The organism is Phenylobacterium sp. (assembly GCF_030698145.1).
Classification (GTDB): Bacteria; Pseudomonadota; Alphaproteobacteria; order Caulobacterales; family Caulobacteraceae; genus Phenylobacterium.
In genome coordinates this window covers 87,094-99,263 of the sequence record NZ_JAUYNW010000047.1, presented here as the reverse complement: position 1 = coordinate 99,263, position 12,170 = coordinate 87,094, and the positions used below count along the sequence as shown (strand labels likewise).

The following is a 12,170-nucleotide window of genomic DNA, read 5'->3' as shown; positions in this document are numbered from 1 at the left end:
CGTCGGCTGGGAGATAAATTAGGCTGGACTAATCAATTAGCACTGACTAATGTGTTGGCATGATCGAAGCCGCCACCGTCAACACCGTCATGCGCACGCTCGCCGATCCCACGCGGCGCGCGGTGTTCGAACGCGTCGCGGGTTCCGCCGAAATCACGGTGGCCGAACTGACGCGGGGAAGCGGCGTCACCCAGGGCGCCATCTCCCAGCACCTCAAGTCCTTGAAGCAGGCGGGCCTGGTGGCCGAGCGCCCCGAGGGCCGCAACGTCTATTACCGCGCCCAGCCTGAGGGCCTCGCGCCGCTCGTCGATTGGATGAGCCACTACGCCGTGTTCTGGCGCGGCCGTCTCGACAACCTCAGAGACCTCCTGGAGGAGATTGATCCATGAACGACGCCGCGACCATGGCCGGCAGCCGCGAGATTGTTGTCGACGAGGTGTTTCCCCACGCCCCTGCGGTGGTGTGGAAGACCCTCACCCTGCCGGGAATGATGGGCCGATGGCTGAAGATGCAGCCCATCGGCTTCCAGCCCGCGGTCGGGACGCGTTTCACCTACCAGACCTCGCCGGCCGGGGCGTGGGATGGCGTCATTCACTGCGAGGTGTTGGAGGTGACGCCGCACGAACGCCTCTCCTACGCCTGGAAGGGCGGACACGACGGGAATGTCGGATACGGCTCGCGGCTGGACACCATCGTGACCTTCGTCCTTTCCGCCGTGGAGAATGGGACCCGCCTTCGCCTCGTCCACTCCGGCTTCGTGCTCCCGAGGAACGAGTCGGCCTTCAAGAACATGAGCGAGGGCTGGACCAAGGTCGTCCGGACCATCGACGCCATCTCGGCGGAGCAGGCCTGAGCCGCCATGAGGAGCACAACGATGAACACCCCGCCGATCGTCTCTCAGGAGGCGTGGGAGGCCGCGCGCGAGCAGTTGCTCGTGAAGGAGAAGGCCCAAACCCGCGCCCGAGACGCCCTGGCCGCTGAGCGTCGGCGGATGCCGTGGATGGCCGTGGAGAAAGCGTACGTGTTCGACGGGCCTGAGGGCAGGGCGAGCCTGCTCGACTTGTTCGACGGCCGCCGCCAACTGATCGTCTATCGCGCCTTCTTCGAGCCCGGCGTGTTCGGGTGGCCTGAGCACGCCTGCCGGGGCTGCTCCATGGTGGCCGACCAGGTCGCCCACGTCGCCCATCTGAACGCCCGCGACACCACGCTCGCCTTCGTCTCCCGCGCGCCTCAGGCCGACATCGCGCGGCTGAAGACACGGATGGGCTGGGATATCCCCTGGTACACCGTGACGGACAGCTTCGACGCCGACTTCGGCGTGGACGAGTGGCACGGCACGAACGTGTTCATTCGCGACGGCGACCGCGTGTTCCGCACCTACTTCATCAACTCCCGCGGCGACGAGGCGATGGGGAGCACCTGGAACTATCTCGACATCACGCCGCTCGGCCGGCAGGAGCCTTGGGAAGACTCGCCGGAAGGCTATCCCCAGACGCCGGCGTACAAGTGGTGGAACTGGAACGACAGCTACGCTGCTGAGACCTCCCCCAGTCCCAAGTGGGTCGAGGTGTCGGACGCCGGCGAAGCCGCGTTCAAGACCGCCGAAACATAGCTCCCACCCGCCCCTATTGCAGGAGAGACGGCATGAGCGAGGCTCGTTCCGACGAACCCGCGCGCGCCCTCGACGCGGCCGGTTGGCTGGGCTTCGCGGCCGCGCCGACCTTCGCGACCATGGCGCTGCTCACGGCCTGGGGCGGCGGGCCAGCCGACATGCTCTGCTCGGCCGAGGCTGCGTCACCGCTGACGGGAATGATCCCGATGCACCTGCTGATGAGCGTCTTCCACGCGGCGCCTTGGCTCAAGCTGATCTCAAACCGACGAACAGGAGTAAAGACGTGAACCAGGCCTATGCGGGCGGATGCGCCTGCGGCGCGATCCGCTATGAGATCACCGACGAACCGATATTTTCGAACGACTGCCAGTGCCGCGACTGCCAGCGCAAGAGCGGAACGGGGCACGGGTCCTACATGACCTTCCCCGACAGGGGGCGTGTGAAGCTCGAAGGCGACGCGACCCATTGGGACATCGTCGCCGACAGCGGCGGCGCCAAGACACGGGCCTTCTGTCCCACCTGCGGGTCGCCGGTCTACCTGACGTTCGCCGCCATGCCGGACTTCTTCACGATCCACGCCGCCAGTCTTGACGATCCCGGCCGTTACAAGCCGCAGGTGGTCACCTACGTCGTGCGCGGTCACGCCTGGGACCACCTGGATTCCGCCCTGCCGAAGTTCGAGACGATGCCGCCGGCTTGATCGGCTCGCCATCGGTGTTCTATATTTGTTCACATGCATGGCGTGAGGGGGCGTGGAGGTGGGGCGAGGGCGGGAGGTCTTGTATTTCGCCGTCCTACCGGACCCACAGGCCGCCGCTGCGATCGCCGACCTGGAAGGTGATCTGGGGCGCCGCCTCGCGCGGCGGTGGCGAGCCTGCGCGCCGGCGAGGCTCCACCTCTCCCTGCTCGGCGTGGCCTCCGATCCCATAGCCCGCGACACGGTGATCTCCACCGCGCGGCGGATCGGCGCGGCGGTCGCCTTCCCGCCGTTCGAGGTCGTGCTCACCGGCGCGGCCAGCTTCGGCGGCGCCTCGGTGGTCCTTGGCTGCAGCGAGGGCTCGGCCGCAGCCCTGACCGGACTGCGCGATCGGCTGAAGCACGCCGCCGAGGATATCGGCCTGAGCTTTGGCGCGCGCGCTTTCGTTCCCCATCTCACCTTCGCCTATGACCAGGACGCCATCCCGGAGACAATGCTCGACCCGCCGATCGCCTGGCGCGCGCGGGAGATCGTCCTGGTGTCGAGCGAGCAGGGTAGAGGCCGTCACACCCATCTGGGGCGCTGGCCGCTGGCCGCTTGACTTCGATGGGCCGCCATCCGAAGCAGCAGTCGGCCCGTCCCGGGAGCTTTGAGTGCATGCGGATCCCCGGCCGGACCTGAGGAAAGCAGCGCGATGACCATCACCATCTACGGCATCAAGGCCTGCGACACGATGAAGAAGGCCCGGACTTGGCTGGACGGGCGCGGGGTCGCCTACGCCTTCCACGACTACAAGGCCGTGGGGATCGACCGGCCCCGGCTGGAGGCCTGGGCCGCGCAGGTCGGGTGGCAGGTGCTGCTCAACCGCGCGGGAACCACCTTCCGCAAGCTGCCGGAGGCCGACAAGGCGCCGCTCGACGAGGCCAAGGCCATCGCCCTGATGCTGGCCCAGCCCTCGATGATCAAGCGCCCGGTGCTGGACCTGGGCGGCCGCCTGCTGGTCGGCTTCAAGCCGGAGGTCTACGCCGCCGCCCTGGGCTAGGACGAAATAGTTTCGCGACCCGCATCCAATCCCGGCCGCGGCGGCGACTAGGGGGTGAAGGAGCGGGGAGACGGCTTTCCGTTCCAAGAGAGGGGCTGACGCTCATGGAAGACCTGTTTCGCGGTTTCTGGTGGTTGCTGTTCCCGCTGGCCGCCTTCGCGTTCGGGGCCTGGGACCGCTGGCTGGCCTATCGCCGCTCGCAGGAGCAGCTGGATCTGATCAAGACCTTCGCCACCCAGGGCAAGGAAGTGCCGCCCGAACTCCTGAAGCGCATCCAGGACGAGGAAGACGACGACGAGGAGAGCGACTGGAGCGGCCTGGGCCGGCGCCATCGCCGCAACCGTCTGCGGCGCTATCGCCATTCGCGCGGCGACGACATCCGCACGGTGATCTTCACCGGCGCGCTCGCCGGCGCGTTCTGGATCGCCTCGGAGGCCTCGCTGATCGATGGGACCGAGGGTCCCTTCCGGTTGGTGGCCCTGATCCTGACCTGTATCTCCGGCGCGACCCTGCTCTCGGTCCTCGTGTCGTCGCGCTTCCGTGACAAATGAACCCTGCCGCCTTGGACGCGAACCTGATCCGCGCCGCCCAGGGCGGCTCGGAGGAGGCCTTCGCGCGGCTGGTGGACCGTCACCAGCAGGCCCTGCGCGCCTTCCTGCGCCGGGCCTGCGGGGACTGGGCCCTGGCCGACGATCTGGCCCAGGAAGCCCTGCTGACCGCCTGGTCGCGGATCGAGCGCCTGGACGAGGGCGTCAATGTCCGAGCCTGGCTGTGCGGGATCGGGTACAACAAGTTGCTGACGCAACTACGGTCCGATCGCAGGGCCAGGCAGCGGGAAGCCGACTACCAGTCGGCCGACCATCGATCGTCTGGCGCCGCGCCGGAGGACCGGCTGGCCCTGGAACGGGCGATGGCCGCGCTACCGCTGGAACAGCGGGCCGTGGTGGCCCTCTGCCTTGCGGCTGAGTTCAGTCACGCCGATGCGGCCGATGCGCTCGGTCTGCCGCTCGGCACGGTGAAGTCCCATGTGGCCCGCGGACGCGCGCGGCTCATGGAAGCCTTGGGAGTGCGTGATGAGTGATGATGACGCCAGGCTCTCGGCCTTCTTCGCGGCCTCTGAGCCGCCGGCCCGCGATCCGGCCTTCTCGGCCGCGGTGATGGAGGCGGTCGCCCGCGACCGGTTCCGCTGGGAAATGGCCCAACTGGCCCTGTTCAGCCTGGTGGGCGGCTCGATCCTCTGGGCGGTGTGGCCCAGCCTGGCGCCTGCGATGGCGCAGATCGGCGGCGGGCTGGCGCCGGCCGGCGCGGCCCTGGTCGCGGCCGCCGCGGCCGTGCTGCTGGCCGACGGCCGGGCCTTGTCTCTTCTGGGGTTGAGATCATGACGAACATTTCATGCCGGTCCTTGCATCTGTACGCATATCCCGGCGCCTCTTTCCTTTCAGATACAGGGCGCTACGCCCGGAAATCCTGAAGAGGGGAAGACGAGATGGAAATTCTGATCCCAATCACGATGTTCGCCATGATCGCGGCGATCGTCATCGCGCCGCGTTACTTCAAGAGCATCGAACGCCAGAAGCTGCAGGACACCCTGCGCGCTTCGATCGAAAAGGGCGCCACGCTTCCGCCGGAAGTCATCGACGCCTTGACCAGCGACGTGAAGGCTCCGCCTTCGCCGTACAAGGACCTCCGTGCCGGGATCGTCTGGCTGGGCGTCGCCGTCGGCTTCGCGGCCCTGGGCTTCGCGGTCAGCTTCGAAGAACCCGACGCCTTCTATCCGCTGATCGGCATCGCGGCCTTCCCGGGCTTCATCGGCCTGGCGCTGATCGCACTGTCTTTCGTCACGCGCGGCAAGGTTTAACGCCCCGATAGGGGATGGGGAAAAGCCCAGATGTCGGGCGCTAACAACACAAGGCTGGCCAATCTCCACGACGTGGAGTTGGCCGCCCTGGCGGCGGCGGGAGACCGTGCGGCCTTCGGGGAACTGGTCCGCAGGCACGGCTCGGCCGTGCGCGGATTGCTGCGACGGATGGGATCGCCGGCGGCCGAGGCCGACGATGTCGCCCAGGACGCCTTTCTCATGGCCTTCGAGCGGATCACCGAGTTCCGCGGCGAGGGCGCTTTCGCAGGTTGGGTCAAGAAGATCGCCGCCCGCCTCTACCTCCGCCGCCTGCAGCGCGAGCGCCGGATAGCCGGGCTGGCGGCCGAAGCCGAGGAGACGTCGTCCGACGCCCACCAGCCGGATACGGCCGGACGCATCGATCTCGACGGAGCCTTGAAAACCTTGGGGGCGGCCGAACGGCTGTGCGTATCCATGTGCTATGGCGCGGGTCTTTCTCACGCCGAGACGGCCGAGGCCTTGAACCTGCCGCTTGGAACGGTCAAATCCCATGTCAAACGTGGTCTGGAGAAACTCAGAGCGCGACTGGCGCCTGAGGGCGCTCTACTTGAAGGGAGGCGTGGCAATGGCTGAAATCGAATTCGAACGTCGCCTCGAACGCCTCTTCGGCGAGGCTCCCGCCTTCTCCGACGAGAAGGCCTTCGCCGTTTCGGTCGAGCGCAAGCTTGATCGAGGCTGGACCCTGCGCCGCTGGCTGATCGGGGCCGCGGGCCTGGTCGGCGGCCTGGTGGGCGCCAGCCAGCTTATCCTGTCCAACTTCGTCGGCCAGGTTGAGGCCGCCTCGGCCGGCTCGACCCGCATGCTGCGCGAGGGCGTGGCCGAGTGGGCGCCGCGGGTGGAGCTGCTTTCGGCCCTGCCGGCGGGCGGATCGATGGTATGGCTCGCCAGCGGCCTTGCGGTCCTGGCCATGGGGTTCGTCCTGACCCGCGTCATCGAGGAGTTCTGATCCATGTCGGCCCAGCGTCAGGAGACCGTCAGGCGGCTCGCCGCCCCGGACATAACCGCGCGCAAGGGCGGCGTGCCGATCGTATGCCTGACGGCCTACACCGCGCCTGTGGCCGAGCTGCTGGATGAGCACTGCGACCTGATGCTGGTGGGCGATTCCGTCGGCATGGTGGTCCACGGCCTGCCCAACACCGTGGGCGTGACCCTGGAGATGATGATCCTGCACGGCCAGGCGGTGATGCGCACGGCCAAGCGGGCCATGGTGGTCGTCGACATGCCCTTCGGCTCGTACGAAGGCGCGCCGGAGATCGCCTACGCCAACGCCGCGCGGATCATGAAGGAGACCGGCTGCCAGGCGGTGAAGGTCGAGAGCGGCCCCACCGTGGTCGACACCATCGACTACCTGGTGAAGCGCGGCATCCCGGTCATGGGTCATGTGGGCCTGCGGCCCCAGGCGGTGCACGTGGACGGCGGCTTCAAGGCCAAGGGCAAGGGCGCCGACGAACGCGCCCGCATCCTCGCCGAAGCCAAGGCGACCGCTCAGGCCGGCGCCTTCGCCGTGGTCGTCGAGGGCGTGGCCGAGGGTCTGGCTCGCGAGATCACCGAGGCGATCGGCGTCCCCACCATCGGCATCGGCGCCTCCTCCGGCTGCGACGGCCAGATCCTGGTCACCGATGACATGCTGGGCCTGTTCGACTGGACGCCCAAGTTCGTCCGCCGCTACGCCGACCTGCGCGGCGAGATCTCCAAGGCCGTCGCCGGCTACGCCGAGGACGTGCGCGAGCGCCGCTTCCCCGGCCCCGCCGAGATCTACTTCGCCAAGGCGGGGTAGGGCGCGACGCCCTTGTGATCTCAGGTCACAGTGCGCCGCCAAACACATCGTTTGACCCTCTGTCGCCCAAACGCGACCGTCCCCGCGCGCCGACACGGGCGCAGGGGACCGACCAATGACGTTGAGACGCCTGCACTGGGCCGCGGCCATCGCCGCATTGCTGTTGGGGGTCGTGCATGTGGCCTACACGGCGCGGCTCCACCACGCCCTGACGCTCGACGCCCTCTGGTTCGCCGGCACGGGCCTCGCCTTGATCGCGATCGCCCTGCTGAACATCACGGCCCTTCGCGCCGAGGGGCGGGGCAGTCCCGGCCTGGTCCTGGCCGCCAACCTGGTGACCACCGGCTTCTTCGGCCTGATCTGGACCGTCCACAAGGCGCCTCAGGTCATGGCGGGGTTGGTGCTGTTCGTGGTGCTGACCAGGTGCGCTATGGTCCTGGTTCCCAAGCGGGCGCGACCTTCGCTCTAAGCGACTAGGCCGGGACGCCCATCTTGGTCCGCAGGTGGTCGATCACTTCGCGCATCTCGTCCTTCGGGCTGAACTCGATGGCGCGGTAGTCCTCGTCGACCCAGACCGTGTGGCCGGGCGGCCAGTAATAGACCTCGCCCTCGCTCACGGTCTCGGTGCGGCCGTCGGCGTAGCGCACGTTGATCGCGCCTTGCAGCACCATGCCCCAATGTGGGCACTGGCACAGGTTCTGCGGCAGGCCCTCCAGCAGCGGCGTGGCGTCCGCGCCCTTGGGAAAGTGGATGTGCGAGATGTTCAGTTCGCCCCAGTCGACCCCCTGAACCCGGACGCCGCCTGCATTCAGGTTGTCGGGCAGTTCCACGCAGGTCATCTTCATGGTTTCGCTCCCCGCCGCGACGATGGGAGTCCGCCGCTGGCGTCTCTTGGCCTGTTGCGTCCGACGATGTGTCGAACCTGTAGGCATCTTGTCCCGTCGCGAAACGTTCCGCTTGGAGATCATGTGGAGGTTTTTGGGAGAAGCGGGGCAGGTGGACGCCGATGATCTACCGTTTCGGGGCGTACGCGCTCGACACCGAGAAGCATGAACTCACAAGAGGCGCCGTTGCGGTTTCGCTTGAGCCACAGGTCTTCGCCCTTCTTCTCATGCTCATTGAGAACCGCGAGCGCCTGGTCGGCAAGGACGAGATCGTCGAGCGGATCTGGAAGGGCCGGATCGTCTCCGAGGCCGCCATCGCCAGCCGCGTGAAGTCGGCGCGACGGGCGATCGGCGACGACGGCGCGGTCCAGCGCCTGATCCGCACCATCCCCAAGCTGGGGTTCCGTTTCGTGGCCGAGGTGGAGGCGGTCTCGCGTCCGCCCGCGGCGACGGCCGGGCAGGGGCCGGCCCTCGACCCGCCCGCCACCCAGGAGCCGTCCGCGCGCCCGTCGATCGCCGTGCTGCCCTTCGACGTCATCGGCGCGGCGGCCGAAGCCTCGGCCATCGCCGACGCCCTGCCGCACGACCTCATCGCCGAGCTCTCCAGGCTGCGTTGGTTGTTCGTGATCGCCCGCGGCTCCTCGTTCCGGTTCCGTGGGGCCGATGCGGATATCGGGAAGGTCAGGGCGGCCCTCAAGGTCCGCTACTGCCTGTCGGGCTCAGTGGAGGCCGACGCCAGGTCCATGACCCTGACGGTCGAGCTCTGCGATACCCAGGACGGCGGCGTCGTCTGGAGCGAGCGCTTCCGCTGCGCCCGCGAGGCGGTGCACGATATCCGCGAGCAGATCGTGCAGGCGGTCATCGGCGCGTTGGAACTGCAGATCCCGATGAACGAGGCGCGGCTGGCGCGCCTGAAATCGCCGGAGAACCTGGACGCCTGGTCCGCCTATCACCTGGGCCTGCATCACATGTACAGGTTCAGCCGCGACGGAAACGCCCTGGCCGCCTCGCTGTTCGAACGCGCGATCGCCATGGAGCCGGGCTTCGCCCGCGCCCACGCGGGCCTGTCCTTCACCCATTTCGAAGGCGCCTTCCTGAACTTCTCCGACGACGCGGCGCGCGCGACGGCCCTGGCCGAACGCTTCGCCGAACAGGGCCTCGAGCACGATCCCATGGATCCCTTCTGCAACCTGGTCATGGGCCGCGCCTATTGGCTTCACGGCGACCTGGACGCCAGCCTGCCGTGGCTCGATCGCGCGATCCGGCTCAATCCCAGCTACGCTCAGGCGCGCTATTCCCGGGGCTGGACCGAGACCCTGCTGGGTCACGGAGCCGACGGCCAGGTCAATGTCGGAGCCGCGCTCCAGCTCAGCCCGCTCGATCCCCTGGCCTACGGCATGCACGGCGTGCGGGCCATGTCCCACATCGTGCTCGACGAGCCCGCCCAGGCCGCCGAGTGGGCCGAGCGCGCGGCGCGCTCGCCCGGCGCCCACGCCCTGATCGAGATGATCGCCGCTGTAGCCCACGGGATGAACGGCGACGAGGCGCGGGCGCGGGCCTGGGCCCAATCGGCGCGCCGTCGCAGTCCGGGCCTGAACTCGGACGACTTCCTTCGCGCATTTCCCTTCCGCGAGACCGCCATCCGCAGGCGCATCGCCGAAATGGTGGATCGCCTGCCAGTCTGACCTCGGGCCTTCTCCGGAAAATCTCCATGCGGCCTTCAAGCGGGCCGCCGCGCCGCACGGCAGTCTTGGCCATCCCCCGGCGTGGTCCGGGATCTGACAGCAAGGAGACCGGCCATGCCGCTCGTGACGATCGACGTTATCAAGGATGTCTTCACCCCGGCCCAGAAGCAGCAGCTCATCGAACGGGTGACCGAGGCGATGATCACGGTGGAGGGCGAGGCCCTTCGTGGCGTGACCTGGGTCCGCGTGCAGGAATTCGAGCAAGGTGACTGGGTCATTGGCGGAAAATCGCTGAGCGCCAGGGACGTCCACGCCCTCGCCGCGGCCTGAGCCATCCCGCCCGGCGTCCCAGGCGCCGGGTGGGTCTCCTGGCTTCGCACAGTCGGCGCAAAGGTATAGCTTGTCCGGGCGCTGGGGGCTTGCAGATGGGTGGTGTCAGTCGCAATCCAAACGGGCGAGGGCTCGATCGGCGTTCTGTCTTGACGGGGACCGTCGCCACGCTCGCCAACGCTGCCGCCCCGGGCGTCGCCACGGCGGCAGGCGTCTCCGATATCGTGATGCTGGGCGCCGTCCCGCTCGCCAGCGCGATCCGGTCCAGGCAAGTCTCCTGCGTCGAGGTGATGGGCGCCTATCTCGACCACATCGACAGGTTCAATCCCGAAGCGAACGCTATCGTCGCGCTGCAGGACCGTCAGGACCTGATCGGCCAGGCGCGGGATCGTGACGCGCAACTGGCCCGGCGCGAAGACATCGGCCGTCTTCATGGCTTTCCGCTCGCCGTGAAGGACCTTCAGCCGGTCAAGGGTATCCGGTTCACCCAAGGATCTCCGATCTTCAGGGACCGCGTGGCCTCCGCCGACAGCCTGCTGGCCCAGCGCATGCGCGCCGCCGGGGCGATCTTCCTCGGCAAGACCAACACACCGGAATTCGGCCTCGGCTCCAACACCTTCAATCCGGTCTACGGGATCACCCGCAACGCCTATCTCCCGTCGAAATCCGCCGGCGGAAGCAGCGGCGGGGCCGCGGTGGCGCTGGCCTTACGCATGGCGCCCGTGGCCGACGGCAGCGACTACGGCGGAAGCCTTCGAAACCCGGCGGGCTGGAACAATGTCTACGGCTTTCGCACCAGCTTCGGTCGCGTGCCCGCGATGGGGCGGGAAGACTGGCTCCCCTCGATGGGCGTCGCTGGCCCCATGGCCAGGAACGTCGCCGACCTGACCATGCTGCTGTCGGTCCAGGCCGGATATGATCCCCGCGCGCCCCTGTCGATGGAGAGCGGCGGCGATCAGTTCGTGGGTCCGCTCACCGCCGACCTCAGGGGCAAGAAGATCGCCTGGGCGGGTGATTTCGGGGGCTTCACGCCCTGCGAACCAGGCGTCCTTGACGTGTGCCGCGGCGCCCTGAAGACTTTCGAGGCGCTTGGGTGCGCCGTTGAGGACGCGTTTCCCGACTATCCCCTGGAAAAGGTCTGGCAGTCCTTCATCCGGCTGCGCGGGTGGCAGCAAGGCGGGTCTCTGCTCGAACACTACAATGACCCAGCCAGGCGCGCGTTGTTGAAGCCCGAAGCCGTCTTCGAGGTCGAGACCGGCCTGAGACTGTCGGCCTATGAGGTGACCGCCGATTCCGTCATTCGCAGCGCGTGGAGCCAGGCCGTGCGCCGGTTCTTCGAACGCTTCGACTATTTGGTCGTCCCGACCGCCCAGGTCTTCCCCTTCGCGGCCGATCAGACCTGGCCCCGGGAGATCGGCGGCCACCAAATGGCCACCTACCACGAGTGGATGAAGGCGGTTTGCCTTGTCACCATGTCGGGGTGCCCGTCTCTGGCGGCGCCTGCCGGGTTCGGACCTACCGGTCTGCCGATGGGAATCCAGATCATTGGGCCGGTCCATGCGGAAGCCGCTTGCCTGAAGATGGCCGCGGCCTACGAGGCGGCTGCGCCTGCGGACCTGAAGCGGTTGCCGGAGATCTTACGCCGCGCCTGAGGAGCGTCCCCGCGCCGGCCAAGTACGATAGAGATTATCAATCGGGACGATAAATTAAATCGATTTGGCCTATCCCGTAGTCGGTCCATACTCCCGCCGACGGCGAATTCGCGCACAGACCTTCAAGGTGCGCCACGCGGCAAGGGAGACGACCATGAGCCTCGCGACCAGCAAGACCCTGCAGAACCTGAAAGACGCCTTCGCGGGCGAGAGCCAGGCCAACCGGCGCTACCTCTACTTCGCGCAGAAGGCCGATGTGGAAGGCTATAACGACGTGGCCGCGGTGTTCCGCTCCACGGCCGAGGGCGAGACCGGTCACGCCCACGGGCACCTGGAATTCATGGAAGCGGTCGGCGACCCCGCCACCGGCCTGCCGATCGGTCCCACGGGCAATAACCTGAAGGCCGCCATCGCCGGCGAGACCCACGAATATACCGACATGTATCCGGGCATGGCGCGGACCGCGCGCGACGAGGGCTTCGACGAGATCGCCGACTGGTTCGAGACCCTGGCCAAGGCCGAGAAGTCCCACGCCGGCCGCTTCCAACGCGCCCTGGAAACCTTGGACGCCTGAGACCCGGAGGGCGGCGCGCC

General features: G+C 67.8%; 20 protein-coding genes. 19 read left to right on the top strand and 1 reads right to left on the bottom strand.

The window, feature by feature from the left end; all coding sequences use genetic code 11:
* Positions 1-59 precede the first annotated feature (59 nt).
* The 15 genes from Q8Q77_RS06280 to Q8Q77_RS06210 all read left to right on the top strand — a co-directional run bounded on the left by Q8Q77_RS06280 (position 60) and on the right by Q8Q77_RS06210 (position 7,494).
* Positions 60-389, top strand: a complete 330-nt coding sequence (locus tag Q8Q77_RS06280; RefSeq protein ID WP_305582257.1) for a helix-turn-helix transcriptional regulator — start codon at positions 60-62, stop codon at positions 387-389.
* Positions 386-853 carry an SRPBCC domain-containing protein gene (locus Q8Q77_RS06275; protein WP_305582255.1) on the top strand — a complete coding sequence of 156 codons (468 nt, stop codon included), beginning with the start codon at positions 386-388 and terminating at the stop codon, positions 851-853. The genes Q8Q77_RS06280 and Q8Q77_RS06275 overlap by 4 nt, the downstream gene beginning before the upstream one ends.
* A gap of 21 nt (positions 854-874) precedes the next feature.
* Positions 875-1,612 (top strand): DUF899 domain-containing protein, encoded by a 738-nt coding sequence (locus tag Q8Q77_RS06270; RefSeq protein WP_305582253.1) that lies wholly within the window; start codon positions 875-877, stop codon positions 1,610-1,612.
* Positions 1,613-1,644: 32 nt separating this feature from the next.
* On the top strand, positions 1,645-1,899 hold the full coding sequence (locus Q8Q77_RS06265; protein WP_305582251.1) for a hypothetical protein: 255 nt from the start codon (positions 1,645-1,647) through the stop codon (positions 1,897-1,899).
* A complete protein-coding gene (locus tag Q8Q77_RS06260; protein WP_305582249.1) occupies positions 1,896-2,312 on the top strand; it encodes a GFA family protein in 417 nt (138 codons plus the stop codon). Before Q8Q77_RS06265 ends, Q8Q77_RS06260 begins: the two co-directional genes overlap by 4 nt.
* A 79-nt stretch (positions 2,313-2,391) precedes the next feature.
* Positions 2,392-2,910: a 2'-5' RNA ligase family protein gene (locus Q8Q77_RS06255; RefSeq protein WP_305582247.1), complete on the top strand. Its 519-nt coding sequence runs from the start codon at positions 2,392-2,394 to the stop codon at positions 2,908-2,910.
* Positions 2,911-3,003: 93 nt separating this feature from the next.
* On the top strand, positions 3,004-3,351 hold the full coding sequence (locus tag Q8Q77_RS06250) for an ArsC family reductase (protein WP_305582245.1): 348 nt from the start codon (positions 3,004-3,006) through the stop codon (positions 3,349-3,351).
* Between the two features lie 104 nt (positions 3,352-3,455).
* Positions 3,456-3,902 (top strand): hypothetical protein, encoded by a 447-nt coding sequence (locus Q8Q77_RS06245; RefSeq protein ID WP_305582243.1) that lies wholly within the window; start codon positions 3,456-3,458, stop codon positions 3,900-3,902.
* 11 nt (positions 3,903-3,913) lie between these two features.
* Positions 3,914-4,432, top strand: a complete 519-nt coding sequence (locus tag Q8Q77_RS06240; protein WP_305582241.1) for an RNA polymerase sigma factor — start codon at positions 3,914-3,916, stop codon at positions 4,430-4,432.
* Positions 4,425-4,733 (top strand): hypothetical protein, encoded by a 309-nt coding sequence (locus Q8Q77_RS06235; RefSeq protein ID WP_305582239.1) that lies wholly within the window; start codon positions 4,425-4,427, stop codon positions 4,731-4,733. The genes Q8Q77_RS06240 and Q8Q77_RS06235 overlap by 8 nt, the downstream gene beginning before the upstream one ends.
* Positions 4,734-4,837: 104 nt before the next feature.
* Positions 4,838-5,209 (top strand): DUF6249 domain-containing protein, encoded by a 372-nt coding sequence (locus Q8Q77_RS06230; RefSeq protein WP_305582237.1) that lies wholly within the window; start codon positions 4,838-4,840, stop codon positions 5,207-5,209.
* A 30-nt stretch (positions 5,210-5,239) separates the two neighbouring features.
* Positions 5,240-5,821 carry an RNA polymerase sigma factor gene (locus tag Q8Q77_RS06225; protein WP_305582235.1) on the top strand — a complete coding sequence of 194 codons (582 nt, stop codon included), beginning with the start codon at positions 5,240-5,242 and terminating at the stop codon, positions 5,819-5,821.
* Positions 5,814-6,194, top strand: coding sequence for a hypothetical protein (locus Q8Q77_RS06220; RefSeq protein WP_305582233.1), 381 nt, complete (start codon positions 5,814-5,816; stop codon positions 6,192-6,194). Before Q8Q77_RS06225 ends, Q8Q77_RS06220 begins: the two co-directional genes overlap by 8 nt.
* Before the next feature lie 3 nt (positions 6,195-6,197).
* A complete protein-coding gene (gene panB, locus Q8Q77_RS06215; RefSeq protein WP_305582231.1) occupies positions 6,198-7,025 on the top strand; it encodes a 3-methyl-2-oxobutanoate hydroxymethyltransferase in 828 nt (275 codons plus the stop codon).
* A 115-nt stretch (positions 7,026-7,140) separates the two neighbouring features.
* Positions 7,141-7,494: a hypothetical protein gene (locus Q8Q77_RS06210; protein WP_305582229.1), complete on the top strand. Its 354-nt coding sequence runs from the start codon at positions 7,141-7,143 to the stop codon at positions 7,492-7,494.
* A gap of 4 nt (positions 7,495-7,498) precedes the next feature.
* Here the strand turns inward: Q8Q77_RS06210 and Q8Q77_RS06205 are convergent, their stop codons facing one another.
* A complete protein-coding gene (locus Q8Q77_RS06205; protein ID WP_305582227.1) occupies positions 7,499-7,870 on the bottom strand; it encodes a hypothetical protein in 372 nt (123 codons plus the stop codon).
* 161 nt (positions 7,871-8,031) lie between these two features.
* Between Q8Q77_RS06205 and Q8Q77_RS06200 the strand changes: the two genes are divergently transcribed.
* From Q8Q77_RS06200 to Q8Q77_RS06185, 4 genes are all read left to right on the top strand, one after another.
* On the top strand, positions 8,032-9,594 hold the full coding sequence (locus Q8Q77_RS06200; RefSeq protein WP_305582225.1) for a winged helix-turn-helix domain-containing protein: 1,563 nt from the start codon (positions 8,032-8,034) through the stop codon (positions 9,592-9,594).
* 114 nt (positions 9,595-9,708) lie between these two features.
* Positions 9,709-9,924 carry a tautomerase family protein gene (locus Q8Q77_RS06195; RefSeq protein WP_305582223.1) on the top strand — a complete coding sequence of 72 codons (216 nt, stop codon included), beginning with the start codon at positions 9,709-9,711 and terminating at the stop codon, positions 9,922-9,924.
* 149 nt (positions 9,925-10,073) lie between these two features.
* Positions 10,074-11,576 carry an amidase gene (locus Q8Q77_RS06190; RefSeq protein ID WP_305582221.1) on the top strand — a complete coding sequence of 501 codons (1,503 nt, stop codon included), beginning with the start codon at positions 10,074-10,076 and terminating at the stop codon, positions 11,574-11,576.
* Positions 11,577-11,730: 154 nt separating this feature from the next.
* Complete coding sequence (locus Q8Q77_RS06185; protein WP_305582219.1) at positions 11,731-12,150, top strand: rubrerythrin family protein; 420 nt, start codon at positions 11,731-11,733, stop codon at positions 12,148-12,150.
* Positions 12,151-12,170: the final 20 nt, after the last annotated feature.

Bases quoted from the DNA above. Each gene is read 5' to 3' on its own strand.
- Q8Q77_RS06280 (WP_305582257.1), top strand. From the start codon at position 60: ATGATCGAAGCCGCCACCGTCAACACCGTCATGCGCACGCTCGCCGAT.
- Q8Q77_RS06275 (WP_305582255.1), top strand. From the start codon at position 386: ATGAACGACGCCGCGACCATGGCCGGCAGCCGCGAGATTGTTGTCGAC.
- Q8Q77_RS06270 (WP_305582253.1), top strand. From the start codon at position 875: ATGAACACCCCGCCGATCGTCTCTCAGGAGGCGTGGGAGGCCGCGCGC.
- Q8Q77_RS06265 (WP_305582251.1), top strand. From the start codon at position 1,645: ATGAGCGAGGCTCGTTCCGACGAACCCGCGCGCGCCCTCGACGCGGCC.
- Q8Q77_RS06250 (WP_305582245.1), top strand. From the start codon at position 3,004: ATGACCATCACCATCTACGGCATCAAGGCCTGCGACACGATGAAGAAG.
- Q8Q77_RS06245 (WP_305582243.1), top strand. From the start codon at position 3,456: ATGGAAGACCTGTTTCGCGGTTTCTGGTGGTTGCTGTTCCCGCTGGCC.
- Q8Q77_RS06235 (WP_305582239.1), top strand. From the start codon at position 4,425: ATGAGTGATGATGACGCCAGGCTCTCGGCCTTCTTCGCGGCCTCTGAG.
- Q8Q77_RS06230 (WP_305582237.1), top strand. From the start codon at position 4,838: ATGGAAATTCTGATCCCAATCACGATGTTCGCCATGATCGCGGCGATC.
- Q8Q77_RS06225 (WP_305582235.1), top strand. From the start codon at position 5,240: ATGTCGGGCGCTAACAACACAAGGCTGGCCAATCTCCACGACGTGGAG.
- Q8Q77_RS06220 (WP_305582233.1), top strand. From the start codon at position 5,814: ATGGCTGAAATCGAATTCGAACGTCGCCTCGAACGCCTCTTCGGCGAG.
- panB (WP_305582231.1), top strand. From the start codon at position 6,198: ATGTCGGCCCAGCGTCAGGAGACCGTCAGGCGGCTCGCCGCCCCGGAC.
- Q8Q77_RS06210 (WP_305582229.1), top strand. From the start codon at position 7,141: ATGACGTTGAGACGCCTGCACTGGGCCGCGGCCATCGCCGCATTGCTG.
- Q8Q77_RS06205 (WP_305582227.1), bottom strand. From the start codon at position 7,870: ATGAAGATGACCTGCGTGGAACTGCCCGACAACCTGAATGCAGGCGGC.
- Q8Q77_RS06200 (WP_305582225.1), top strand. From the start codon at position 8,032: ATGATCTACCGTTTCGGGGCGTACGCGCTCGACACCGAGAAGCATGAA.
- Q8Q77_RS06195 (WP_305582223.1), top strand. From the start codon at position 9,709: ATGCCGCTCGTGACGATCGACGTTATCAAGGATGTCTTCACCCCGGCC.
- Q8Q77_RS06185 (WP_305582219.1), top strand. From the start codon at position 11,731: ATGAGCCTCGCGACCAGCAAGACCCTGCAGAACCTGAAAGACGCCTTC.